Source organism: Micromonospora trifolii (genome assembly GCF_050516465.1).
GTDB lineage: Bacteria > Actinomycetota > Actinomycetes > Mycobacteriales > Micromonosporaceae > Micromonospora > Micromonospora trifolii.
Window position 1 is genome coordinate 5,590,931 of the sequence record NZ_CP191526.1, and the last position, 25,290, is coordinate 5,616,220.

14 protein-coding genes are annotated in these 25,290 nt (G+C 70.1%); 6 read left to right on the top strand and 8 right to left on the bottom strand.

All coding sequences use genetic code 11. From position 1 onward, the window contains the following. Nucleotides 1-6 precede the first annotated feature (6 nt). From ACQRWP_RS26065 to ACQRWP_RS26080, 4 genes are all read right to left on the bottom strand, one after another. Nucleotides 7-864, bottom strand: coding sequence for a hypothetical protein (locus ACQRWP_RS26065; RefSeq protein WP_430498447.1), 858 nt, complete (start codon nucleotides 862-864; stop codon nucleotides 7-9). Continuing rightward, the gene (locus tag ACQRWP_RS26070; protein WP_430498449.1) at nucleotides 865-12,468 is read right to left on the bottom strand and encodes a LamG-like jellyroll fold domain-containing protein; all 11,604 of its coding nucleotides are present in this window, start codon (nucleotides 12,466-12,468) and stop codon (nucleotides 865-867) included. It lies immediately after the preceding gene. 109 nt (nucleotides 12,469-12,577) lie between these two features. Further along, the gene (locus ACQRWP_RS26075; RefSeq protein ID WP_430498451.1) at nucleotides 12,578-13,153 is read right to left on the bottom strand and encodes a hypothetical protein; all 576 of its coding nucleotides are present in this window, start codon (nucleotides 13,151-13,153) and stop codon (nucleotides 12,578-12,580) included. Between the two features lie 60 nt (nucleotides 13,154-13,213). After that, entirely contained in the window at nucleotides 13,214-15,184 is a 1,971-nt protein-coding gene (locus tag ACQRWP_RS26080; protein WP_430498453.1) for a potassium channel family protein, read from the bottom strand. A 95-nt stretch (nucleotides 15,185-15,279) separates the two neighbouring features. Between ACQRWP_RS26080 and ACQRWP_RS26085 the strand changes: the two genes are divergently transcribed. From ACQRWP_RS26085 to ACQRWP_RS26100, 4 genes are all read left to right on the top strand, one after another. After that, nucleotides 15,280-15,768, top strand: coding sequence for an MSMEG_6728 family protein (locus ACQRWP_RS26085; protein ID WP_393219469.1), 489 nt, complete (start codon nucleotides 15,280-15,282; stop codon nucleotides 15,766-15,768). A 24-nt stretch (nucleotides 15,769-15,792) separates the two neighbouring features. Next, the gene (locus tag ACQRWP_RS26090; protein WP_430498455.1) at nucleotides 15,793-17,346 is read left to right on the top strand and encodes an FAD-dependent oxidoreductase; all 1,554 of its coding nucleotides are present in this window, start codon (nucleotides 15,793-15,795) and stop codon (nucleotides 17,344-17,346) included. 67 nt (nucleotides 17,347-17,413) lie between these two features. Further along, nucleotides 17,414-18,622 (top strand): hypothetical protein, encoded by a 1,209-nt coding sequence (locus ACQRWP_RS26095; protein WP_430498457.1) that lies wholly within the window; start codon nucleotides 17,414-17,416, stop codon nucleotides 18,620-18,622. A 263-nt stretch (nucleotides 18,623-18,885) separates the two neighbouring features. Beyond that, entirely contained in the window at nucleotides 18,886-19,329 is a 444-nt protein-coding gene (locus ACQRWP_RS26100) for an HNH endonuclease (protein WP_091403053.1), read from the top strand. Between the two features lie 71 nt (nucleotides 19,330-19,400). Here ACQRWP_RS26100 and ACQRWP_RS26105 read toward each other — a convergent pair whose 3' ends face one another. From ACQRWP_RS26105 to ACQRWP_RS26115, 3 genes are all read right to left on the bottom strand, one after another. Then, entirely contained in the window at nucleotides 19,401-21,020 is a 1,620-nt protein-coding gene (locus ACQRWP_RS26105) for a protein kinase domain-containing protein (RefSeq protein WP_430498459.1), read from the bottom strand. Between the two features lie 236 nt (nucleotides 21,021-21,256). Further along, nucleotides 21,257-21,874, bottom strand: a complete 618-nt coding sequence (locus ACQRWP_RS26110; RefSeq protein ID WP_430498461.1) for a hypothetical protein — start codon at nucleotides 21,872-21,874, stop codon at nucleotides 21,257-21,259. An 89-nt stretch (nucleotides 21,875-21,963) separates the two neighbouring features. Next, nucleotides 21,964-22,677, bottom strand: a complete 714-nt coding sequence (locus ACQRWP_RS26115) for an enoyl-CoA hydratase/isomerase family protein (protein WP_430503294.1) — start codon at nucleotides 22,675-22,677, stop codon at nucleotides 21,964-21,966. A 254-nt stretch (nucleotides 22,678-22,931) separates the two neighbouring features. Here ACQRWP_RS26115 and ACQRWP_RS26120 point away from each other — a divergent pair, with 254 nt between their 5' ends. Then, nucleotides 22,932-23,957: an IS30 family transposase gene (locus ACQRWP_RS26120; RefSeq protein WP_430498463.1), complete on the top strand. Its 1,026-nt coding sequence runs from the start codon at nucleotides 22,932-22,934 to the stop codon at nucleotides 23,955-23,957. A gap of 100 nt (nucleotides 23,958-24,057) precedes the next feature. After that, nucleotides 24,058-24,609 (top strand): hypothetical protein, encoded by a 552-nt coding sequence (locus ACQRWP_RS26125; RefSeq protein ID WP_430498465.1) that lies wholly within the window; start codon nucleotides 24,058-24,060, stop codon nucleotides 24,607-24,609. Here ACQRWP_RS26125 and ACQRWP_RS26130 read toward each other — a convergent pair. Continuing rightward, complete coding sequence (locus ACQRWP_RS26130; RefSeq protein WP_430498467.1) at nucleotides 24,597-25,241, bottom strand: histidine phosphatase family protein; 645 nt, start codon at nucleotides 25,239-25,241, stop codon at nucleotides 24,597-24,599. The genes ACQRWP_RS26125 and ACQRWP_RS26130 overlap by 13 nt on opposite strands. Nucleotides 25,242-25,290 lie beyond the last annotated feature (49 nt).

Sequence of the window (25,290 nt, forward strand, 5' to 3'; positions counted from 1 at the left end):
CGTTGCTTAGGACGCCCGCACAGAAACAGCAACAGCCAACGCTGATTCGGCAGGCTTCTTCCACAGGACGTGGGCCTTCAACCCCGGAATCCTGATCTCTGCCGCTCTCGCTTCGTAATGAATACTGGCATTGGTCAAATCCGCTCGCACGTCTGCATAGGTTCGCCCTAGCAGACCAATCCCGTTCAATGACGGTAGTGCCGGATCGACGGCTACAACCTCCGAAGACCTACCCGCCGAATCATACCTGACGATCAGTCCCTCACCCCAGTAGCGATCCATGCTTTCGTCGGGACCGAGAGTGCTTGCCATACCTGAACCTAGACGATCGCGCACCGAAGCGCGTGATTCACCGATCCCAATTCCAGCGATCGCGCCAGATTCAACATTCCACTCCGCGAGCGGCTCAGCCGCCCCCTCGAAGAACGTGATCTCGGGGTCGGTTTCGATATATGGCCAGGCTGAGACCGCTTCGACGGACGAGTCAGGAGTGGTTCCGGGAGCGTACAGCTCAACCCCTGTTCCGTCGATTGCGAAGCCACCGTCAACCGCGTGATAGGTCATGCCAGCTTCATCAAGCCGTTGCAGTGCCTCCCGTACCGGAGACGGCATCAACTGCACTCCGTTCAGGTGGACTCGCGACCTGCCATCGATTACCTCGACGAACTCGACTCGGTCCTCGTCCGAGTAGTCCACGCGAAGCCATCGGTATTCGAATTCGTCCATCAGGCTGCGAGCCCATTCGCTGCGGCGTCCAACTCCTGAGGCTCCGCCTGCCAACGAGCGAACCTCCGCTCGACTGGCGCCAAACCTGATCTGGCTAACACGAACGAGCGGGACGATCTCCAAGTCCTCCGAGATCATCTAAACAATCCCTCTCTTAAACTTTCCCGCCCTCGCTATTGCCCCAAGAAGTTGGGGCATCGAGCCGCGCATCTCTTCAATCGCATTATCATACCGCCCTGGGAAATCTCGCTTAATTTGATTGATGTCGAGATCCATAGCTGCGGTCAGGTTGCCCTGATTCAACAAGTACATCTGGTGCGCCCGATGCTGCTTGCCGGCATGACTACTTCCCCAGCTGTCAGTATTGTGATGATCGGCCTTGTCCATCTGGATCGCCAGGCCCTGGCCCTCAGAGATGCCGAACACCTCCTGCATCGCCTGATTGGCAGGGATGTGGTTGCGCTCGATTACCCCTTCCTTGGCGTGCAGGTCCTTATGCTGGCCACCCCGGTACGGCCCGCCGGTGACAGCGCAGGCACCCGTAACGGGCGGTCCGTTGACATTGTGTACCAGAACGGCGTCATCGTTCGCGTACACGTAGTACGTGTGGATGTCAGCGACGGTGAGGTCGCGCATCTCCTCGACGCCGAGCTTGTTGAGCACCGCGACGACGGTGACGGCGCCCTTGCCCTTGACCAGCAGCTTGGTCCCCGGCTTCAGGTCCTTGGCGTCGTCCCACTTGCGCTCTGAGTTGTTCCAGAACGGGTGGTGCCAGGTCGTCTCAACCTTCGTCACCTTGCCGTCCTGGTCGCGGACGGTCAGGTCGGTCAGGTCCTTGTCGGTGTTCCGGTGCAGTTGGGTGACCTGCTTCGGCTCCGACTTACCCGCCACCGGGTCGGTGGCCATGACCTTGTCGCCGACGTTGACGTCCTCGATCGGCCGGCTGCTGCCGTCCGCCATGAGGACCCGGGTTTTCGGATCGAAGCTGTGCCGACTGCCCTTACAGCCGCCACCACCGCCACCGACCGCAAGTCCGAGCGGGTTGAACCCACCACCACCAGAGCCTCCCGAAGAAGCCCCACCGGAACGCGCGCCCCCACCGCCCTTGCGGCTCAACCCACCGAGCCCCGGCACCATGTTCTCCGCGGCAGCCCGCGGGTTGTAGGTGCCCGACGTGGCCAGCTGCCCGACCGCGTCCTCGATTCCGTTCTCGGCGGCCTCGGTCGCCAGGCGACCCACCAGGCCGGTGCCGACCTTCTTCGCCACTGCCGCACCGACCCGCGCCGCGACGGCACCGCCCGCACCGCCGATCAGTCCGGTGACCGCACCGGTGCCCAAAGAGCCCAGCGCGTCGCCGATGCTGTGGATGTCGCCCTGCGCGGCGTCCTTGGCCAGGCTGATCAGCGCACCGGCACCGGCCATGCAGGCGATCGCACCCACACCGGCGGTCACCGCCGTGCAGGCGATACCCGCGAGGATCGCGCCGCCGATCGCGGCGACTTCCAGCAGGACGTCCTTGTGTTCCTTGACCCACTTGGTCGTCGCGTTCGCCGCGTCGCGTACGGCGGTGGTGGCCTTCTTGACCACCCGATGTGCCTTGGCGGCGATCTTCTTACCGGCCTGCTTCAGTTTCGCCGCGGCCTGTTTGGCGCGTTTCTTGACCGCCGCCACCTTCTTGGCGACGTATTTCTTGGCCTGGTTGTACTTCTTCTTGACCGCCCGTTTGGCCTGGTTGTACTTCTTCTTGACCTGCTTTTTGACCTGGTTGTACTTCTTCTTGGCCTGGTGATACTTCTTTTTCACCGCCGCCTTCGCCCGCGAGGCGGTCTTCTTCACGGTCGACTTCGCGGCGCTGTAGGCCGAAGACGCGTACGAGTAGGCCGACGACGCATACGAGTAGGCGGACGACGCGTACGAGCGGACGCTTGAGGTGACCGAGCTGACCGCGCGGGAGAAGGACCTCTTCAGACTGCCCAGGCCGAAGTGTCCGCTCGGGTCGGTGACGGTCAGCGGGTTCGCGTCGCCGTACTGGTAACGGTTGGCGTTGATCGAGTCCGGCAGCGGGCTGTTGCTCGCCGGGTCCCGGGTGTCGAACTGGCCGGTGTCCGTGTTGTACCAGCGGGCGTGCATGTTCACCCGGTTGGTCAGCGCGTCGGTCCACTCCGACTGGTAGCCGAGCTGACCGAGCAGCCCGCTGGTGTTGAGCGCCTTGCCCAGCGGGTCGTAGGTCACCGAGCCGGCCAGCGCCGTCCCGGTCGGGGTGAACTGCCCGACCACGTCGGAGTGCAGGTCCGTCCAGACCATCCGCTGGTTACCGCCGCCGGTGGTCCCGACCACCTCGCCGGACGGCCCCCGCACGTAGCTTGCGCTGGAGTCCGCCGCCAGGTCGTTACCCAGACCGGTGTACGAGTGGCCGGGGCGGATCGCCCGACCCAGACCGTCGTACGTGTAGGTCTGCGTACCGCCCGCCGACTGCTGCGACACCACCTGCCCGAAGGCGTCGGTGCGGGTGATGTTGCCGCCGGCGTCGGCCAGGGTGCCCCGGGCCGTGTAGGTGTAGCTCGCTCCGTCGGCGGTGAGCAGCCGGCTCCGCTGGTCGTAGGTGAACAGCTTGGAGCCGTTCTGCACGCGGTTGCCGGACTTGTCGTAGGCGTACGCCGTGGTGTTGGTGCCGTTGTTCCAGGACGTCAGCCGGTCGGCCAGGTCGTAGGTGTAGGTGTTCGCGGCCGAACCGGCGAAGCCCGTCGTCGACTTCGAGGTGATGTTGCTGTTCTCGTCCCAGCCGTACGTGATCTTCGCGAGCGACGCCCCCGCGGACGACTTCAACTCGTCGCCGGTGAGCCGCCGCAGCGGGTCGAAGGTGAAGTCGCGGGTGTTGCCGTTCGACCCGTACGTGATCTTCTTGACCTGGGAGAGCGTGTTGTAGGTGTAGGCCATCTGCACACCGGCCGACGAGTTGGCCAGCGTCGAGAGCCGACCCGCGCCGTCGTAGGCGTAGGAGGTCGTGCCGGCCGCGTCCTGCCGGGAGGCCAGCCGGCCGTCCGGGTCGTAGCCGAACGTCGAGTTCCCCGACGGGCCGGTCACCGACCTCGGCAGGCCCCGGTCGTCGTACGCGATGGTGTTCGTGCCACCCGAGCCGGACAGTGAGGTCATCCGGCCGGCGACGTCGTAGCCGAAGGTCCGGTCCTCCGTGGCGACCTCGGCCCCCGCGCCCGACTGCCGGACCAGTTGACCCAGATCGTCGTACTCGTTGGTGACCGCGACCCCGCCCGGCATGGTCTGCTTAGCCGGGCGACCGGACTTGTCGTACGACAGGGTGAAGGTCCGGTCCGCCGGGTCCGGGTGCGCGGCGGTTGCCGGTTCGATCATCGCCTCCGGCAGCCCCCACGAGTTGTACCTGGTGTGGAAGGCGTTGCCCCGACCGTCGGTGAACCGCGTGCGGTTGCCCTCCAGGTCGTAGCCGAACGTGGTGACGATGGAGTCCGACGCGGAGATCGGCTGCGTCTCCTTGGTGACCACACCTGTCGCGTCGTACTCGTAGGTCACGGTGGTGCGGCGGGCGTCGGTGCTGGCCACCATGTTGCCGGCCCGGTCGTAGCGGGCCGACTGCTCCGACAGCAACGTCCCGGTCGGGCTGTACTCGGCGGTGCGGGTGGCCCGATCCGCCCTGTCGTAGGTGACCGAGGCGTACGAGCCGTCCGGGCGGATCGTCTTCGTGGTCCGACCCTCGGAGTCGTACTCGTAGCGGCTCACGTTGTTGGCGCCGTCGGTGACCGTCAGCGGATCACCGAGCACGTTGTACGTCGTCGAGCCGTTCACGCCGGCGGCCGTGGTGACCTGCGACGGCCAGCCCTGCGCGTTGTACGTGTAGTTGGTGGTGTGGCTCTTGCCCTCCTGCCGCACCACCTCCGTCGAGGTGAGCGTGCGGCCCAGGTAGTCGTAGGTCGCGGCGCTCACCGCACCGGTCGGGTCGGTCGACGACAACACGTTGCCCGCGTCGTCGTAGGTGTAGGTGGTGGCGCCGTCGTTCGGCGCGATCTCCTTTGACACCCGGCCGAGCTGGTCGTACTCGTAGCGGGTCACCTTGCCCAGCGGGTCGGTGACCGCCTCCAGTTGGCCGCTCTCGTCGTAGCTCTGCCGGGTCTCCGGCACGATCGGCGTCGCCGTTCCGGGCGGGGTGTACGCGGGTGCCTTCTCCGACACCGTCCGGCCGACCGCGTCGTACTCCACCACCGACCAGTTGCCGTTCGCGTCCCGGGTGTCGGTCGGCTCGTCGAAGGTGTTGAACCCGACCAGGCTCACCGCGTTGGCCAGGGCCGGAACCTGACCGGGCTGTTCGGTCATCGCCGCGGGGGCGGTGGTCTTCACCGCCCTGCCCTCCTCGTCGTACCCGTAGTGGGTGGTGTTGCCGTTCGGGTCGGTGACCGAGGTGGGCAGATCGTCGGAGTCCAGCACCTGCGAGGTACGGATGACGTGCGCGTCCGCCGCCGGGGCGGTTCCCGCCTTGACCTGCGAGACCTCCGCGTCGGTCAAGGCCTTTTGGTAGACCTGCACGTCGTCGATGCCGCCAGGGAACCAGCCGAAGCCGTCCGCACCGCCGATGGTGAAGCCGGTCGCGGTGTTGTTGAAGGCCTCGGTGGTGGCCACCGTGGCCTGGAGGCTGCCATCGGCGTAGAGCTTGCCCGTCTTCGCGACCGGGTCCATGACGAGCGACAGGTGAGTCCACGCGTCGACGACCGCGGAGCCGGTCGGACCGCCGCCCCCGAGCCAGGTGACGGTGCCATCGGCCTTACGCACTGCCATCGCGAAGAACCAGCGGCTCTGGGCCGGCGCGTAGTACAACTTCAGAGCGGAGCTGCCGTTCGAGCCGGGCGCCGCGATGACGAGTTGGTCGGTATCCGGGCCGCCGGACTTGAGCTTGACCCAGGCAGAGACCGTGAACGCACGCTTGGTGTCCACGACCGGGCCGGTCTTCAGGTACGCGCCCGCGCCATCGAGAGCAGCCGAGCCGCCCCGGTCGGTGGACCAGGTGACGTTGCCGATCGCGGTGGCCGGGCTGTTGCCGGTGGCGTCGGCGGCCTTCGTGCCGCTGGTCTCGTCGAGCTTCCAGCGCGCGACCGGGGTCAGTGACGCCGACGGGTACTCCGTCTCGGCGATGGCGCGGCCGGCGCTGTCGTAGAGCGCGTCGGAGACGCTGGTGACGGTGCCGTCCGGCCCGGACGACACGGTGGAGATGACATTGTCGTCGGCATCGTAGGTCAACGCGGTGCGGCGCTTCAGGCCGTTGGGGTCGACGACCGACGCCGTCGTCCGGCCCGCCGCGTCGTACTCCGTGGCGGTGACTGTGTGACCGTTGTTGGTGATCTCGCTGACCGCGTTGCCGGCGGCGTCGTAGAGGTTCTCCTCCACCACGAAGGTCCGGGTGCCGTCGGTCCGGCTGACCTTCGCCTCCAGACCGTTGTCGGTGTACGTGTAGCTGGTGGTCCAGCCCATCGCGTCGGTCTCGCTGGCCAGCCGGCCCGCCGGGTCGTACGCCCGGGCGGTGGTCACCAGGTCGCGGGGGGCGGACGGGTTGTTCGGGTCACCCGTGTAGCCCTGCACCGTCGACGTGAGCAGGTTGCCCTCGACGTCGTAGGTGCTGGTGGTCACCCCTCCGTCTTGGGCGGTCTCCTTCACCACCCGGCCGTACCGGTCGTACTCGAAGGCGGTGGTCTCGTTGACGCCGTTGGTGGTCGTCGACTCCTGCCCGTACGAGTTGTAGGTGTGCCGCTCGGTCCGGGACGCGTCGCCGCCGGTCAGGTCGCTGACCGTGACCTCGGTGATGTTGCCGTCGTCGTCGTGGACGGTGGTGGTGCGGGCGGTGTGGATCGCGCCGGTGACCCGGTTGGTGACTCCCGGCTCGGTCTCGGCGATCTCGCGGCCCAGCCGGTCGTACTCGTGACGGGTGGTGAGCCCTGCGGGGTAGCTGGTGGTCAGCTCGCTCTCGGTGAGCAGGCGACCCAGCCCGTCGTACGTGTAGCGGGTGACCTTGCCGCCCGGCTCGACCATCTCGGCGACGTCGCCGCTGGCGTAGTAGGTGATGGTCTGCGTCTGCCCACCGGGGGTGGTCACCGCCGCGGGCAGGCCGGCCGGGGCGAACCCGCCGTCCTTCGCCGCGACGGTGGTGCCGTCTGTGAAGGTGGTACGGGTGACCCGGCCCAGCGGGTCCGTGATGCTGGTCTGGTTGCCCTTGCCGTCGTAGCCGTAGCTGGTCAGGTACCGGTTGTCAGTGGCCGATGACGATCGGCCGTCTCGCATGGTCAGGATGACGTCGTTGCGTGGGTCGGGCGTACCACCGATCTTGATGGAGCTGCCGGTCGCCCAACCACCGGTCCCGTTGCCCGACACCAGGTACATGTCGTTGTCGGTGCTCTTGAGGTAGAGGAGGTCGGCCAACTTGTCGCCGTCGAAGTCCCCCGCGCTGAGCAGGGCCTTGGCGCTGCTCCACCCGGTGACGATCCGGGTGGCGGTGGTGCTCAACCAGCCACCCGAGCCGTTGCCCCGCAGCATGTAGAGGTTGTTGTCCGCGCTGCTGCGGTAGATCACGTCGGCCTTGCCGTCGCCGTCGAAGTCGCCCGGCGAGACGAGCAGGTTCGCGGCGCTCACGTTCGGGCCGATGAGGGTCGGGGTGGCGCTCAACCAGCCACCCGAGCCGTTGCCCTTCAGCAGGTAGAGGTTCTTGTCGGTGGAGTTGCGGTAGATGATGTCGGGTTTGCCGTCACCGCTGAAGTCCTTGGAGTAGACCATCAGGTCCGCGGCGCTGACAATCGGGCCGATCTTGACCGGGGTGCTCGACACCCAGCCGCCCGCTCCGTTGCCGTTGAGCATGTAGAGGTTGCCGTCGGAGGCGTTGCGCCACAGGAGGTCAGGCTTGCCGTCGCCGGAGAAGTCCTTCGCCGCCACTGCCATGTTCGCCGCGGCCAGGCTGGCCCCGGTCGGGGTCGGCAGGCTGGTCAGCCAACCGCCGGCACCGTTGCCCTGCACCATCTGGATGGTGTTGTCGGCGGCCCGGTAGACCACGTCCGGGGCCCCGTCACCGCTGAAGTCCTCGAACATCGTCGGCAGCGCGGCGGCCGCCCAATTCAGGGGCTCGGCCGAGTTGGCGTAGTAGGTGTAGTAGACCGACGAGCACTTGCTGGCCGACTGGTCCTGACAGGTGATGACCTGTTTCGTGTTGCCCCGGGCGTCCTGGAGTTCCTGGGACCAGACCCCGCGCGGGTCGTACGTCAGGTTGCCGTAGCCGCCCACGTCGTACCCGAACTTGGTGGTGTTGCCCAGCCCATCGGTCTGGGCGACCATCCGGCTGCCGTTGACCAGGTCGTAGCTGTAGGAGATCTTCTCACCCGACGGCCCGGTCACCGCGACGGTGGAGACGGGCATCGCGATTGCGCTGGCGACACCGTTGACCATGGTTACCGCGACCGGTGCGGTCTGCTTCGACGCCTGGAAGTGCGCGCCGACCTGGTCGGCGGAGAGCTGCGAACGGTAGAAGGCGACCTCGGCGATCGATCCCGGGAAGTACCCGACATCGCGGGTGCCGTGCATCGGCCAGGCGCCGGCCCACTTGCCCGCGCCGACGTACGCGTTCACTCCGTCGGTGGCGACCAGCGCGTTGTCGAGCTTGCCGACGGCGGCGCCGTCCAGGTAGAGCGACTGGGTGGTGGTAGCCGCCGAGAGCACCACGTGGTGCCACTTGTTGTCGTTGACCGCGCCCGCGCTGGTGATGACCCGGGTGGCGCTACCGGTCCAGAACCCGCCCCGCAGCTTGCCGTCCGTGCCGACGTAGAGCGCCGGGGTCCAGGTACCGGCGACGGCCGGATCCGCCAGCGGGCTGGCCTGGTAGCCGTAGAGCACACCGCCCGCGGTGTTGCCCGCCGGCATCTTGAACCACAACTCGATCGAGTTGGGCCCGGTAGTCGGTATGTCCTCGGGCGGGAGTTGGAGGTACGACGTCGTGCCGTTGAACGACGCGGCTCGACTGTCGGTGAACGGGCCGGCGACGCCCAGGGTGGCGGAACTGTAGGTGGCGACGCCTCCCTGCACCTCATTGGCGGCGTCCGTCGCCTCGACATCGCCGAGCCGCCAGTAGTCGGCCGGCTTGCCGCCGAGCACCGAGGCCGCGTAGACGTCACTGCTGCCCGAGACGGTGGGCGCGCCCATCGTCCAGACGCCGCCGTTCTCGTCGGTGACGGCGGACACCCGACCGGAGCCCTTGTCGTAGCCGACCTGGGCGGTGACCCCGCCGGAGGGGCGGACCACCTTGGTGAGCACCGGGTGAGCGGTTCGGCCGGAGTTGTGCAGCGCGGTGACCGTGGTGCCGGTGAGCGCCTGGTTGAAGAACGACACCTCGGCGATCGAGCCGGTGAAGTAGGTGGCCCGGGCGGGCGTGACGCCGCTGTTGACGTGGCTCGGCCAGCCACCGCCCACGAACCCGGCACCGACCAGCACGTTCGCCGACCCGCCTGGGACCTGGGCGACGGTGCCGTCGAGGGTTCCCCGGTCGACCCCGTCCAGGTAGATCTTCTGGGTGTCCCCGGCACCGGCCAGCACCACGTGGTGCCACGCGCCGTCGGTGACCGTCACGTTCGTGTTGATCGGGGACGGGAAGCCGTTCCAGAACGAGCCACGCAGCTTGCCGTCATTGCCGATGTAGATCGACGGGGTGTAGTTGGCGGCAGTGGTGCCCTTGGTGATCGCGTCGGCCTGGTAGCTGAACAGCACCCCGTTCGGGGTGGTGGTCTTGAACCACATGCTGACCGACTGGTACTGGCCGTCGCTGACCAGGTTGCCCGGTAGCTGCACGTGGGAACTGGTGCCGTTGAAGCCGGCGGTGGTCGCTGTGGAGCCGGGCAGCGCCGCCGCCTGGCCCAGCGCGACGTTGTTGTAACGGGCGTTGTCCACGCCCGCGTTGCCCAGCACCGAACTCGCCGCCGTGGTGGCGCCGGCAGCCTCGGTCAGCCGCCAGTACGAGTACGGCGCGGCGTTCAGCGTCGCGTTGGCGTACTGCGAGGTGGTGTCGTGCTGGTAGGTGGTGCAGGCCGTGGCGCTCGTCGGAGGGCACACCTTCGCCAGTTGGTCGTTCGTGCCGTAGGTGTACTGCCAGGTCGTCGAGGTGCTCGCGTCGCCCGGGACGGCCGGGTCGGTCGACACCGTCGCCGGGTGGACGTACGTCGAGCCGGCCGGGGTCGACCAGGTGACGTACAGGGACCGGCCGGAGGCGGAGGTCACCTTCGTCACGTTCGAGCTGGAGTCGTACGTGAACGTCATCGTCCGACCGTTGGCGTCGGTGACACTGGTGATCTTGAAGACTCCGCTACCGGCGGACTGGGCGAAGACGTAGAGAGAGGCGTCCTTGTCGGTCAGTGTGTAACCGGTGACGGCACCGCTGACGTCCTTGTTCTCCTTCAGGATGGAGAATCGGCCGGAGGCCGGGGTGAACGTTCCGTCGGCGTTGCGGCCGAGTGCCACGTCCTGGCCGGTCGGGTACGTGATGAGGACCGACTGCACCTGACCCGCCACGTCGCGCACCTGGGTGGCGCGGGTGTCGAGCATGCTGGACCAGCCGGCGCCGAAGGCGTTGTTGCGCCGGGCATCCAGGCTGTTGTAGCTACGGGTGATCGCCAGCGACGGGCCGACAGTGGCAACGCTGGCGTCGGTGGCCGAGGTGGTGTAGTTGCCGATGCCGGGGTCGTAGCCCTTGCCGGAGTTCTGCGTCAGGCTCCCGGTGAGCAGCGGCTGCGGCACCGACGTGGTGAACGCGTACGCCGGATAGACCGCGCTGGAGCCGGCCTTGTCGTTGACCTGGACGGTGTAGAGGTAGCTCTTGTTCCAGGTCAGCTTGCCTGCCGGGACGGTCCAACTCGCCGTCGCGACCCAGCCCGAGTTGGCCACCACCGCGCCGGTCCCGGCGTCCGCCACCACGTAGTTGTAGGTGAATCCCTTGTTCGGCCACTTGTCCGGGTCGACCGCCCGGGAGTGCAGCTCCGGGGTGAGGGTCTGCACGACCGCGTTGTTCGTCGGGTAGCGGACGTTGACCTGCGGCGCGACGTTGTTGGTGTACGTCAGCTCCAGGTACGGCTTGTAGCTGCCGTCCGAGTAGTTGGCCGCGGTGAACCGCTTCCAGGCCGTCGAGTCCGTCTCCGAGGCGGTCAGCGCCAGACCCTCGTTCATGCCACCGGTCGACCAGTCGTTGAACGTGTCGACGGCGAGGGGCACGGTGACCCATTTGCCGGTGCTCCGGTTGGGTGGGTTGTTGGTGCAGGCCGGGTAGTTGTCGGTGATGGTCAGCGAGCCGATCGAGGGGGAGATGGTCGGCCCGGGGTGCGCACCGGCGGTCAGGCCGGCGACCGTCCACGCCTGCGTCACCCGGTGCACGTCGAACGCCTTGTGCGAGGTGCAGTTGAACGACCAGGTGTGGTACAGGCGCAGCTTGGCCGCGCTGAACCGCTTGCCGGCGAGGCCGTCGCTGGTGAACTCGTCGAAGTGGATGAACGAGCGCGCCTTGACGTCACCACCGTTGTACGTGCCGACCGGCAGGTTGTCACCGTTCTGGTCGGTGGTCTCGCTGTCGCTGTCGACGTAGACGTCGCCGGTGGTGCCGGTGGTCGTGGTGGGGTCCACCCGCACCGGGTACTGGCGGGCCGGGTCCCGCAGCCAGGCCGGGTCGGCCACGACCTTCAGCGCGGGCGCGCCGTCGACCGTGACGATCTCGAACGTGACGGCGTCGGACTCGGCCGGGGCTCCGGAGCGGGGGTCGACCTTCGAGTCCTGCATCGAGCCGTGCGGGAACCAGGCCACGGCCTTGCCGTCGGCGTTGAGCAGTTCCACCGAGCCCGCGGTGGTGAGTCGTGGGGTCAGGCCGGTGAGCCGCAGCGGGAACACCCAGGTCGATGCCGCCTCCGGTGAGCGCAGCACCAGAGTTTCCTTGATGCCGGCGTCGAAGGTGGTCAGCTCCAGGTCGGTGTGCGGGAGAACGTCCCGGTAGCGAGCGGTCGGCCCGGTCACCTCGGGCGCGTTGACGGTGCCACCCTCGAGCCGGTAACCGACGCTCTCGCCGCCGGGCAGGGTGAGCTGGGCCAGGTCGCCGGCGGGGGCCGAGGTGGTGGCGCGCCCGGTCGCACCCGGGGTGCCATCGGCCACCGACACACCGAGCCGGTTCGCCGTGACGTGCAGACGGCCGTCGGAGCGGCGGGTGAGGTTCGAGTTGATCTTCTGCCAGCTGCCGTCCGTCGCGCGGTAGTTGACCGGGCGGTTGTAGGTGCGCTTGGTGAACGAGCCGTCGGCGTTCGCGAAGATGTCCGAGCGCGCACTCGACTTGCGGGCGTCCCGGGTGCTGGTCCGGGCGTCGAAACCCGGCTCGGCCACATCCGTGACCTCGGGGGTGGTGGCCAGCTGGTGCGGCTGGTACGCCTCCAGGGTGCCGGGCGCGGGCTGGGGTGCGCGGCCCGCACCCGTGCCGGCATCGGTCGCCGAAGCCGGCACGTGCGGGTCGACCGTGACCGGCTTCCCCTTCTGCTGCACGGGGAGGCCCACGAACGCCGCGGTCGCCGACCAGGCGGGACGCTGCGCGAACCAGGTCAGCCACGTCAGTGGAAACTCGCCGCCCGGCCGCACCACGTCGGCCGGTATGGAGACCGTCAGCCCGAAGACAACGGCGACCACGAATGCCGCGCGGCGCGCGCCAGTGGTAACGGATCGGCGCATGGCCGGTCCCCTCCCCCGTGAAGTGAAATTACCAACGCGGAGTGTGAGGGCTCGTCGATCTTCGGCACAAGCTGTCCGAACGGCCAATCCTGAGAGAAACCTTGGAGCGTCAGTCCTTGACGGAGGCGAGCGCGGCAACGAGGTCGCGTGCCTTACGCTGCACCGTTTCCGGGTCGGTGGCGTCCTCGACGACCACATTGGGCCCCGGGGTCGCGGCACCGAAGGCGACGAATTTCGCGGCGGGGAACCGCGCGGCGGTGGGGCCCACTCCCCGCACCGGCGCCTCGCCGACGGCGAGGATCACCCCACAGCGGCTCTGCACCAGGCTGGCGAGGAAGGTTTCGGCGTTCTCGCCGGTCTGGGGGCCGTCGACCTCAAGGAACTGCACCTTGACCTGCGTCGCGAGTGAGGCTTCCTGCATCCCCGTCCACACCGGACGGGCCTCGGGAGCCGCCACGCCCGCTGTGCCGGTGAGCAGGCACGCCGTCTCGGCCCGGTACTCACGCTGGCGCGGCTCCGGCTCGGCCTTGGGCCACAGCGCCCAGCCGACGACCACCACCACGATCAGACCGGCCGCCGCGAGCGGCCACCACCTGGGCCGAGCCCGCAGCCACCGTACGACCGCCGCGTCGCGTCGCGGTCGTTGCGCGTCGCGGGCTCGTCGACCCACCCCACCACCAAGCACGGGCGCACCATACTCGGCCGTCTCCACCGGTGGGTGCCGCACCGGCCGCCCCAGGTGGCGTCAGCTCACCTCGCCAGGCCCGTCATGCCGGCGGGTCAGCTCGAGTTCGTCAGGTTGGCCGCCGTTGGTAGTCGAGGGCACGCCTCCGGCGGGCGGAACGGGATGTGCCGCGCCAACTCCCGAACCCGTCTGGCCCGGCACCGGCGGGGGCGCCGCCGCTGGGGCGTGCACTCCGTCGTGGACCGACCCGGCCGGCCGGAGGACCGGGCCCGGATGGGCCGGCGGGGCGCACTGCCGCGTCAGCCAGTCCAACCCACGCCGCCGGGCGACCACGGTCAGCCGGTCACCGGCGAAGATCACCTGCCGGGGGTCGAGGTCCTTCCACCAGATCGTCCTGGCACCGCCCGCCGGGGTGCGGGCGATCAGCCGGACCTGCCCGTCCCGGTTGACCACGTCCAGCGGTCGGCCGTCCAGCTCGGAGCCGGCGGCGACCGGCACCTCGGCGACCGGCAGCGCGTGCCGGTCGACCGGGATGGTGCTGATCACGGCGCGTTCGGTGAGCGCCCCGATGAAGGCCGGGGCGGCCAGGTAGGAGACCGAGCGGGACACCCCGAGCGCGAAGGTCTCCTCCACCCGTTCGGCGAAGTCACCGTCGAAGAGCCGAAGCACGACGCGCAGGTCGGCGCGGAGGTCGCGGGCAGCGAGCGCCGCCTCCAGGTTGGCCACGTCGTCGGTGGACGCCACCACCAGCGCCTGGCAGTCGGCCACCGAGGCGGCGACCAGCGTCTCCGGCAGCGCGGCGTCGCCGACGATCAGCGGCACCTCCAGTTGGCGGGCCAGGGCGGCGCCGCGCGGCTCCGGATCCTTGTCGATCGCGACCACCTCGACGTCGTACTCGCGCAGTTGCGCCATTACCCGGGTGCCGACGTTGCCCAGGCCGATCACCACCACGTGCCCGACCCGCGGGGGTTGCAGGCGGCCGGTGTGCAGGGCCAGCCGGGCGTTGACGATGCCGTCCACCACGACGGCGGTGATCAGCGGGATCAACGCCAACCCGGCCAGGTTGAGCACCACCTGCATGATCTGGGCGTCCGCCGCCTTGGTGGTGTCCGGGTCGGCGCCGCTGAGCGTGGTGACCAGCGTCAGGTACAGCGCCTCCAGCGGAGAGACGTCCTCGGCCCGGGAGATCAGCGCCCCCAGCACCGCTATCAGCGCGAGCACCGCCATCACCGCAATGCCGATCTTGCGGGTGGCGAAGCCGCGTACCGCCCCCATCACCACCGCTACCGGACGACGCCTACGACGCGCCCGGACCAACCGACGGGCGGCGACCTCGGTGCCCGGTGGCTGACCGGTCGCCTCAGCGAGCACCAGGTCGGCGCCGGCCTGATCGGCCGGCAGCAGCTCAACCCCCTGTGCCTCGCTGAGGTGCGCCAACGCGCAGACCACGTCCTGCGGTCGGACGTCGGCCCGCCGCGCCACCCGCAGCGTCTTGTCCCGATGTTGGAAGGAACTCGGGTCGACCTCGTTGAGTGCGGCGGCCACGAAGGCCGGCGCGGCCATCTCGGCGTCGGAGAGCACCTCGACCGGGGCCTTGAGCAGCTTGCGTACGCCGTCGGCGAGGGTGCCGTTGAACATCCGCAGCACCTGACGGACCCGCTGGTCGACGGCCTGGGCGCAGAGCGCGGCGTGCAGGTTGCCCACGTCGTCCTGGTGCAGCAGGGCCAGCCCGGTCGCGCCGGCCAGCCCGGCGGCCTCGAAGGTGGCCACGTCCAGCCGGTCCGAGCGGACCACCCGGACCCCGCGCAGCCCGGCCACGTCCGGCCCGTTGCTGCGGTAACGCTCCGGCACCACGACTGTCACCCGGGCCCCAACCGCCGGCAGCTCGGATTCGAGCATCGCCCGGGCCACGTAGTAGGCGAGCGCGTCCTTCCCGCAGATCACGTAGTGCGGGCGCGGATCACCGACGGACCGCAGCCGCCAGTTCCACTCGACCGCCCGTCGCGCCCGGTCCCGCCACGGCTCCGCCATGCCCGGATCGTAATCAGCACGGCCACGGTGGGCGACCCCGTCCGGATCATCCCGTGACCAGGTATGTCCGCCCCGACGACGGGTAGAGCAGCGGCATGCAGACGTTCCTCCCGTACCCGGGCTTTCTGGCCAGCGCCCGCACGCTGGATCAGAAGCGGCTGGGCAAGCAGCGGGTGGAGGCCATCCAGGTGCTGCGCGGGCTCACCCGACCCGGGTACGGCTGGCGCAACCACCCGGCCGTGAAGATGTGGGCCGGGTACGAGGAGGCGCTCGTCCGTTACGGGTTGGACATGTGCGCGGTCTGGACCGAACCGGGGCGGGCCGACACCTGCGCCACCACGATGACCGTCGACCTCGCCGACGCCTGCGGGGCCGGCGTCGTACGGACCCAGGACGAGCTGGCCCGAGCCGGTGAGCTGCCACCGTGGTTGGGCCGCGACGACCTGCACCTGAGCCACCGCTCGTCGCTGCTGCGCAAGGACCCGGCGCACTACCGCCCGCTGTTCGGCGACGACGTGCCGGAGGACCTGGAGTACGTCTGGCCGGCCTCCGACCGCCCCCGCCGCTGCCTACCGGCCGACTGAGCCGAGCTGGGGCAGACTGAGCCCATGGCGCTGTCGCAAGTGGTAGGTCGGCTGATCGGCGTACGGCAGCACCAGGTGGACCCGGGCGGCGGTGGCGCCGACCGGGTGCCGCGACCGACCACGGCGCTGGTGGTGGGTGGCGGCATCGCCGGGATGTCGGCGGCGGTGGTGCTGGCCGAGCGGGGCGTGGCGGTCACGGTGCTGGAGGCGGCACCCACCCTCGGCGGTCGGCTGGGCGCCTGGCCGGAGGCGCTCGCCGACGGCAGCCAGCAGAACGAGCACGGGTTCCACGCGTTCTTCCGGCAGTACTACAACTGGCGGTCCATCCTCCGCCGGATCGACCCTGAACTGGGTTTCCTCAAGCCTATTCCGGGCTACCCGATCCTCAGTGAGCAGTGGCCGACCGAGGAGTTCGGCAAGTTGCCGCCGGCGCCGCCGGCGAACCTGCTGGCGCTGCTGCTGCGCAGCCCCAGCCTGCGCCTTGCCGATCTGCGACTGATGGACCGGGACGCGGCGCTGCCGCTGCTCAGCTACGACCCGGTGCGCACCTACGCCGACCTGGACGACACCACCGCCGACGAGTTGCTGGCGTCGCTGCGACTGCCGGACCGGGCGCGGGCGATGCTGTTCGAGGTCTTCTCGCACTCGTTCTTCAACCACGAGGCGGAGATGTCGGCCGCCGAGATGGTCGCCCAGTTCCACTTCTACCTGCTCGGCAACCCGGAAGGGCTGGCCTTCGACTGCCCCGACGAGGACTACGCCACGGCGATCTGGGAGCCGCTGACCCGGCACGTGGAGAAGCACGGCGGCCGGGTCCTGACCAGCTGCGCCGCCACCGGGGTGCACCGCGACGCCGAGGGCTGGCGGGTGACGACCACCGACGGCGGTAGCCATCCGGCGGGTCACGTCGTGCTCGCCGTCGACCCGCCGGCGCTCGCCGCGCTGGTCGCGGCCTCCCCGGACCTGGCCGAGCAGGCACCCGAGCTGGCCGCACGGATGCCGGCCTTCGGCACCCCCGGCCCGCCGTACGCGGTGGCGCGGTACTGGTGTGACGGGGACGTGGCCGCCGAGCGGGCGGTGTTCAGCGGCGTGTCCCGCCAGCCCACGCTGGACTCGGTGACGCTCTACCACCGGTTGGAGAACGAGCCGCGGCGCTGGGCGCGGCAGACCGGCGGGTCGGTCATCGAGCTGCACGCGTACGCCTGCGAGCCCGGCGTGCCGGCCGAGGAGCTGGCCGAGCGGATGCGCCGCGAGCTGGTCGCGCTCTGGCCGGAGGCCGGCGACCTGCGGGTCCGCGAGCTGCGGGCCCGGGTGGAGGCGCAGGCGCCGGCGTTCACGCCGGGCAGCCACGCCTGGCGACCGGGGGTACGCACCGACGCGAACGGCCTCTACCTGGCCGGCGACGGCATCGCCACGGACTTCCCGAGCGCGTTGATGGAACGCTCGGCCGCGACCGGGATCATCGCCGCGAACCACATCCTGCGCGCCGAGGGTGGCGCGGCCGAGCCGGTGCGCTCGGTCCGACCGCGCGGGCTGCTGGCCGGTCGCGCCAGGCCAAATCGACAAAACACAACATAAGCCACGGTACGCTGCCGTACGCTCGAATGATCAACCGTCGATCGGCCGGGCGGGAGGGCAGCGGGAGATGTCACCACTGCACCGCGCCGGCGCGGAGAACGGTCCGTCGATCGACGAGATCGGCCACGACGACGCGTACCCGCTGATCCGCGACGAGCGCGCCTGCATCGTCACCGCGCTCCGGCTGGGTTGGTGGATGGCGGACGCCTACCACCACGGGCAGCACGCGGAGCCCCGCGCCTTCGTCGAGGCCCGCCCGGCCGTACCGCCGGCCAAACTCTCCAACCTCACCGAGATGTCCGCCCACCGGCGGATGCGGATGTACCTCGACGGGGTGGACGTCGCCCTGGCCCAGATCGCCGACCTCACCCGGCACACCAGGCCGGTACCCGACACGTCGGCCGCCCGAGCCCTGCTCCCCGACCTGGGTCAGCCCGACCCCGCCGACCCGGTGCCGTTGCTGCTCGCCCTCGACGACCTCAACGTGGAGGTGCTGCGCTGGGCGATGGCCGCCAACCACCGGGTCGGGCTGGCCTACCGACTGGGCCGATCAGTGGCCGACACCGTCCGGGCCGGCGACGTCACGCAGTTGCTGCGGCAGTTCGGCGGCCGGCAGGTCCAGATCAGCAGGTGGTTGGACGAGCTGGCCAGCGTGCTGCCGCCGTACTCGGCCGCAGTGGTGCGGCGCTCCCTGGCCGCCTGGGCGAGCGCTGTCGACCGCGCCGGCCACGGGGACCCGACCGAGCCGACGCCCGCCACCCTGAGCCGGGCGCTGCGCGGCCAGGGTGACCTCTGGCGCGACGTGCTCACCGGCGGCCTGCACCCGCGCGACCTGCTCGACGAGGAGGACTACGCGGTGATCGCCAAGAACCTGATCATCCGGGACCGACGACTGGTGGCGCAGGCAGCCCGGGGGATCTTCTGGCCGGTGCTCGTACCCCTGCTGTTGGTGCTCTTCGCGGTCGTCGGGGTGAGTGCCGCCGCAGCCGCCGGCTCACCGACCACCCGGGCCACCGTCGCCCTGGTGGGCCTCGGCGCCGGGCTGGCCGCGATCTGGCGGTCGGTCTCCGGGCCCGCGCTGGCCGTCGCCGGTGAGGTCAACCGGCCGCTGCTGGACAGCGAACTCACCGCGCGGATGGCTCTGCGGCTGAACCGGCCGCTGACCACCGCCCAGGTCTCGGCGAAATCAGCTCCCCGCACACGCCGCCAGCGGCGTCCCGAGGAGGCTGGCCGATCGAAATACGTTGCCCGTGTCTCCCGCGTCGACCTACCGTGAGCGCGCAAGGTCAACCACCACCGCGGGAGCAGCTCATGACGATGTGGCACGTCAGCACCGTGCTGTCGACGCTGCCCGGTGACGGTTACCGAGCGGAAGGTCCCCGGGCGGGCCGGCCCGACTGACGCGTACCCGTACGCGCTGAGCCGCCCCGTCCGACAGCCGGACCGGGCGGCTTCTTGCTGTCCGTCCCCCATCGCCTTGTTCGTCATCGCCTTTGTTCGTCGTCGCCTTGTTCGTCATCAGCACGGAGGGAGATCCCGGTGGACGCCGTCCTCGTCATCAACGCCGACCTCGGCCCGCTGCACCGGGTCACCGTTCAACACGCCGTCCGCATGCTCTGCCGTCGGGTGGCCGAAATCCATGAGGCCGAGCCGGACCGGGTGATCGGGGTCTTCCCGATGCCCCGGGTGGTGCGGCTGGTCCGCTTCGTGGTCACCCGGTGGAGGTTCAACTCCGGGCCGGCCTGGTCGCGGGCCGGTGTGCTGCGCCGCGACGACAGGTGCTGCGCGTACTGCGGCGGCCCGGCCTCCACCATCGACCACATCCTGCCCCGCTCGCGCGGCGGCCGGAACACCTGGCGAAACACCACCGCCGCCTGCTACGCCTGCAACCAGCGCAAGGGGGACCGGACGCCGGCGGAGGCGGGCATGCCGCTGCGCCGGGAGCCGGTGAACCCCGGCTGGGCGGCGCTGGCCGGGCGGTGACGGACCGGGCCGGCGGGAACGGGGGGCCGCGTCCCGGGTACGTCCCGGGCGCGGCACCCGCCGGCCCCCGATCAGGCGGCGCGTTCCTTGACCTTCGACTTCAGTTGGCCGTTGGGGCACTGCACCCGGATCTCGCTGCTGTGCTCCGCGGAGGTCAGCTCGACCACGATCTGCTGCGCCGGCCCCGGGTCGTAATCCTCGGCCCGGAAGTCGGGCGCGAGCACCACCGTGAGCACTTGGACCGACTTCCCCACGCAGCGAGCGGTGACCGTCCCGCCGCGCGCGTCGACGGGTACGCCGGCGGCAGAGGTGGCAGTCGGCGCGGCCCCGGTCGGGGTCGGCCTTGCAGTGGTGGTTGTCGGGCCCGGGGTCTCTGCCCCGCCCGGACCGGTCGGAGGGCTGGTCCGGGTAGCGGGCGCCGTGTTCCTGGTCGGCGGTACGGCGGACGGTCCGGCATCGGCCGCGTCGGTCGGCTCCTCGGCGCGGGGCATCCCCACCGTGGTGGTGCCCGGGCCGCTACCGGTCGGAACGGCGCTCTGTCCTTGTCGACGATTGCTGAAGTCGCCGAGCGACCCGGCCAGCGCCACCGCGGCGATCACGGCACCGCCGACCGTCAGAATGGCCCGCCCCCGACGCCACTGCCCGCGCCTCATCGGCCCCGCCGAATCGCCGGCCGGCCCGGTGCCGGTCGGCCCCTTGCCGGTCGGTCCCTTGCCGGTCGACCCGGCGCCGACTAATTCTTTGTCGGTCGGCTCGGTGCCGGTATGCCCGTTGCCGGTCGACCCGGTGCCAGTCGGCTCGGTGCCAGTCGGCTCGGTGCCAGTCGGCTCGGCGACGTTTGCCGCCGGGTCGGCGGCAACGGCAGCCGCCTCAGGGGCGGCCCCACTGGCTGCGGCGAGCAATATGCGGGTCGCGTCGGCGGCCGACGGCCGGTCGGCGGGGTCGCCGGCCAGGCACCAGCGGTAGAGCCGGTGCACCTCCGGCGGTACGCCGTCGATCGGGGGCAGCGGATCCGGCTCGACGTGCGTGTGCGCGCGGAGCATCCCGCTCTGCGCTTCGGCGGGCCACGGCAACCGGCTGGTGAGCACCCGGTACAGCAGCAGGCCGAGGGCGTACACGTCGCTGGCCGGCAGCACCTCGCCGGCCTGCAACCGCTCCGGCGCCAGGTAAGCCGGCGTACCCAGCAGCCGCCCCTCGAAGTCGATCTCCGGCGCGCCGGCGGCTGCCGCGATGCCGAAGTCGAGCACCTTCGCGCCGGTCGGTGTGAGCATCACGTTGCCCGGCTTGATGTCGCGGTGCACCAACCCCTGCTCGTGCGCGGCGGCGAGCGCCGAAGCCACCTCGGCGCACACCCGCAGACCGGCGCGCGGTGGCAACGGCCCGACCACCAACCGGTGTTCGAGGGTGTGACCGCCGAGCAACTCCATCACCACGAACGGGACCTCGGCGCCGTCCAGCACCGACTCGCCGTAGTCGTAGACGCCTGTGACGTGCGGATGCGACAGCCGGGCGGCGGCCTTGGCCTCGCCCCGGATCCGCTGTCGGGCGTTGGTGTCCGAGGCGACCAGCACCTTCACCGCCACGTCCCGTTCGAGCACCTCGTCGTACGCCCGGTGCACCGCCGACATGCCGCCACTGCCGAGGCGCTCCAGGAGCCGGTAGCGGCCCGCAAGCAACTGATCACGCTGCACGACGGACAGCCTGCCGTACCGGCCTGAGAACCGGGCACCCGGGATCGAGATATCGCGATGAGTGGGACCGGCTTGCGGCTACCGTCCGCTCAGATCCGGGTGCGCGCGCAGGAACGCCTCGCCCCGGCTCCCCCGATCACCGCGTGGAGCGGAATCTACCCATCGACGATGGCGGCCAAAACGCTTGCCAACCGCCGGTCGGGTATCGGGATTGCCGAATGCTGCGATGAGTCGCGTCAGTCGTGCGACTCCTGCCCTTCCGGCTCCGGGTGGGCGCAGAGGAATGCCTTGGCCCGACGGGCATCACGGAAGGAGAACGCGACGGCACCGACGCCCAGCGTCGCCATGACGGCGAAGAGACCGGCGAACAGCGGTGTGAACTTCAGCAGCACCTGACCAAAGCTCGAGATCACGAAGCCGACGAGCATCAGTGAATACCAACTTTGGTTGATCATCGTCCGCGCGGCGGCCCGGAGTAGTCCGAAGTCCGCATCGTCCTGCGGCGCGCCCCGCCTGACCTGTTGCTGCAGGCTTCGGGTGTCCGACGGGTGCAGCCGCCGCAGCGGCGACTCGCGGTCGGCGCGGAACCGGCCGCTGCGCACCAGCCAGACGATGGTGGCGATCGTCAGGGCGAGCCCGGCGAGTTGCAGGACGCCGCCGATAGCGGTCGCCCAGGCCGGCGGGTCGCCGTCGACGATGCCGGTGTCGCGGCCAACCACGACCGCACCGACGATGATGGCTGCCGCCAGAATCGACAGCAGCACTACGAGCATCAGCCGCCGACGATCGGGCTTCGCGGTGCAGTCGACATCTCCATGTAGGCCCCCGCCCCTGTTTGGTCCCGGGATACCCATCGATGGTCGTACGACAAACGCGATCAGCTGCCGGGCGCCTCGGGCCCGGCAGGATTTCGGGTGGCTCTGGCCCGCAGCAGCCGAGGCGCTCAGGCGTCGGTCGGTGGCCGCCAGGCGAAGCGGGGCTGTCGGCGTTCGGCGATCGCCGCGACTCCCTCCCGGGCTTCGCCGGTGGTCGCCACCTTCCGGTGCCACCAGGCGATCCGCGCGGGCTCGGCCCGATCGTCGATGATCTCCTTCGCAGCGGCGATGCTCAGTGGCGAACGCTGGGCGATGGTCGCGGTCAGTTCGTCCACCCGTGCGGCGAGCCGGTCGGCCGGCAGCACCTCGTCGACCAGGCCGATCCGCAGGGCGCGCTCGGCGTCGATCAGCTCGGCGGTGAACAGCAGAAGCTTGGCGACGGACGGGCCGACCAGCCGGGCGAGCCGGCGCGTCGTCGGTGCCGGATAGACCAGCCCGAGTCGGGCCGGCGGTACGCCGAAACGGGCGTCGTCCGCAGCGATCCGCAGGTCGCAGGCGACCGCGAGTTGAGCCCCACCGCCGACGCAGGCGCCCCGGATGGCCGCGATCGTCGGCTTGGCGAACCGGGCCAGCCGTTCCTCGGCGGCCACCGCGATGCTGGCGTCACCGGCGTCCAGCAGATCGGCCAGGTCACCGAGGTCGGCACCCGCGCAGAAGGCGTCGCCTGCGCCGGTGAGCACCAACGCCCGTACGTCGGGGTCGGGCTCCAGCCGGTCGAGCAGTTCGGGGAGCTGACGCCACATGGCCGCGGTCATCGCGTTGCGCCGAGCCGGATTGTGCATCACCACGGTGGCGACCGGCCCGGCCACCTCGACGGTCAACTCCGCGTCCGACACGTCCGCTCCTTCCCGCGCCACCTGGAGCGACGCCGCCAATCTGCCCGCCGGCGTCGCGCGCCGGTGCGGCGACCATAGCGAAGACGACCGGTCAGGCCCGGCGCAGGCGCACCACTGAAGCAATCTTGGACAGTTTCCGTCAGCACGGCGGGCTCAACCGGTGGTTGCAACACCCTTCGGTGATTTTCGTTGGGGTGGCTATGGCGTCGAGGTTGAGTCCGCTGGAGCGGGAGCAGATCGGGTTGGGTCGGGCTGCGGGTGAGTCGTTGCGGTCGATCGCGCGAAGGTTGGAGCGGTCGGCGTCGACGATCTCGCGGGAGGTGGGTCGGTTCGAGCGTTATGGGCAGCGGTATCAGCCGTTGATGGCGCAGTGGGCGTCGTTTCTGCGGCATAACCGGTCCGGGCGGGTGCCGCGGTTGGCTGACGGCGGGCCGTTGCGTCAGGTGGTGCTGGATATGCTGCGGCGACGCCGTTCGCCGCAGCAGGTCAGTGCTCGGCTGCGGGTGCAGTTCCCGGACACGCCGGAGATGTGGGTGTCGCACGAGACGATTTACCAGGCGATCTACTTGCAGGCGCGGGGCAACCTCCGCGCGGAGTTGACGCGGCAGGTGGCGTTGCGATCGGGGCGGGCCGCTCGTCGCCGTCGGGCCGCGCCGGGCGGGGCGGTGCGCTCGGCTCGGCCGTGGGTCGACCTGCGTATCGCTGACCGGCCGGCTGAGGTCGCTGACCGGGCGGTGCCCGGTCATTGGGAGGGTGATCTCCTCGAGGGCGTCCGTCGGGGTGGGCGCGGTGGTTCCGCGATCGCCACGCTGGTCGAACGCGCTACCCGGTTCGTGATCCTGGTCGGACTGCCTGAGGGCAAGGTCTCCGACCACGTCGTGTCCCAGTTGGCCGCGGCGATGAGCTGGCTCCCGCAGCGGTTGAGGGCCTCGCTGACCTGGGACCAGGGCGTCGAGATGGCTCGGCACCGTGACTTCACCATCGCCACCGACTGCCCGGTCTACTTCTGCGACCCACACAGCCCCTGGCAGCGTGGCAGCAACGAGAACACCAACGGGCTGCTCCGCCAGTACTTCCCCAAAGGCCAATTCGACTTCACCACCATCGACCAAACCGGCCTCGACCACGTCGCCGACGAACTCAACGACCGCCCCCGCATGACCCTGGGCTGGGCCACCCCAGGTGAGAAGATGACCCAACTTCTAGGTGTTGCAACCACCGGTTGAGCCCGCCCACGGAACGGAAACTGTCCAAGATTGCCAGAACGGCGCGGACCGCTTCCGGTCGGATCGGGAACCAACGGTTGGGGTCGCGCGTCCGACGGAGATGAGACCCGCATCGACGACCGCCGTCACGGTCGCGCTCCTGGCCGCGCTCCTGACCGGTTGCACAGGCGTCGACCGAGCCCCCACCACCACTCCGACCCAGCCCTCGGCCACCACCGCTACCAACCCGGCCGCCCCGGCCAGCGACACCGCGCAGCCGACCACCGCCCCCACGGTCAGCGCCGGGGCCAGCGGTGTGGCCCCCCGAGTGACGTTGCGAATCTCAGGTGGCTTCGCCGGGCGCGGTGAATCCATCGTCGTCGAGCCCGACGGTCAGTGGACAGTGACGGACCGGGCCGGTGGCCGGCGCAACGGTCGGCTCACCCCTGCCGATCAGGGCATCCTGGCGGGGCTGGCCTCCGACCCCCGGCTCGCCACCGAGGCGCGGCGGCCGACCACCGCGACCAACTGCTCGGACGTGATGCTCTACCGCCTCACCGTTGCCAGCAACGACACCGGGTACACCACCTGCCCGGACGACGGGACCCCGCCGCCGGCCACCCAGTCGGTGGTCAAGCTGCTCCTGCGGACCACCGAGACTTACGTCAGATAGTCCGGGGGCAGGCCGGTACCCCGCAGCTCCGGCGGTAGGTGGGCCACGTCGTTGACGGCGACCAGATTCGGCGGGCCGGCCGCGCTGTACCGGATGACGGTCAACCCCGCGTTGTGCGTGTTCAAGCCCAGCCACCGCCACTCCGGCGCGTCGAGGGCGTGCCGCACCAGCCAGGCGATCAGGAAGCTGTGCGTCACGACCAGCTCGCGGACCGGTTCGCCGCCGGCGGGCCCCTCGGCGACCGGGCCGGCGAAGCGCCGCACCGCGTCCGCCGTCACTCGCGGCCCGTCGACCCGCTCGGCCGCCGAGAACTGCGTCAGGAATTCCGCGTACGCGGGCGGCAGGCCAGCCGGATCGGTGTCGTGTGGGAGGTGGTCGCCGGCCAGCTCCGTCTCGTACACCGGAACGTCGGGCAGCGACTTGGCGACCAGCTCGGCGGTCTGCGCGGCCCGGCGCAGCGGCCCGTGATGGATGGCGGCGAACCGCTGGGCTCGCAGGCGTTCGCCCAGCAGGGTGGCCTGCCGACGGCCGCGCTCCGACAGGCCGGTATCCGGTTCGCCGGCGTCCGGTCCACTCGGCTCGGACAGATCCTGTTCGGCGTGTCGGGTCAGGTACAGCAATCGGGTAACCATGGCCCTCACCTCAACACACCGGGAGGTACGAGTTCGACCCGTACCTCCC

What these genes read in the sequence shown, in the direction of transcription:
- ACQRWP_RS26130 (WP_430498467.1), bottom strand. Translation starts at nt 25,241, where the DNA reads ATGGTTACCCGATTGCTGTACCTGACCCGACACGCCGAACAGGATCTG.
- ACQRWP_RS26120 (WP_430498463.1), top strand. Translation starts at nt 22,932, where the DNA reads ATGGCGTCGAGGTTGAGTCCGCTGGAGCGGGAGCAGATCGGGTTGGGT.
- ACQRWP_RS26125 (WP_430498465.1), top strand. Translation starts at nt 24,058, where the DNA reads ATGAGACCCGCATCGACGACCGCCGTCACGGTCGCGCTCCTGGCCGCG.
- ACQRWP_RS26085 (WP_393219469.1), top strand. Translation starts at nt 15,280, where the DNA reads ATGCAGACGTTCCTCCCGTACCCGGGCTTTCTGGCCAGCGCCCGCACG.
- ACQRWP_RS26115 (WP_430503294.1), bottom strand. Translation starts at nt 22,677, where the DNA reads ATGCACAATCCGGCTCGGCGCAACGCGATGACCGCGGCCATGTGGCGT.
- ACQRWP_RS26110 (WP_430498461.1), bottom strand. Translation starts at nt 21,874, where the DNA reads ATGGGTATCCCGGGACCAAACAGGGGCGGGGGCCTACATGGAGATGTC.
- ACQRWP_RS26080 (WP_430498453.1), bottom strand. Translation starts at nt 15,184, where the DNA reads ATGGCGGAGCCGTGGCGGGACCGGGCGCGACGGGCGGTCGAGTGGAAC.
- ACQRWP_RS26065 (WP_430498447.1), bottom strand. Translation starts at nt 864, where the DNA reads ATGATCTCGGAGGACTTGGAGATCGTCCCGCTCGTTCGTGTTAGCCAG.
- ACQRWP_RS26070 (WP_430498449.1), bottom strand. Translation starts at nt 12,468, where the DNA reads ATGCGCCGATCCGTTACCACTGGCGCGCGCCGCGCGGCATTCGTGGTC.
- ACQRWP_RS26095 (WP_430498457.1), top strand. Translation starts at nt 17,414, where the DNA reads ATGTCACCACTGCACCGCGCCGGCGCGGAGAACGGTCCGTCGATCGAC.
- ACQRWP_RS26090 (WP_430498455.1), top strand. Translation starts at nt 15,793, where the DNA reads ATGGCGCTGTCGCAAGTGGTAGGTCGGCTGATCGGCGTACGGCAGCAC.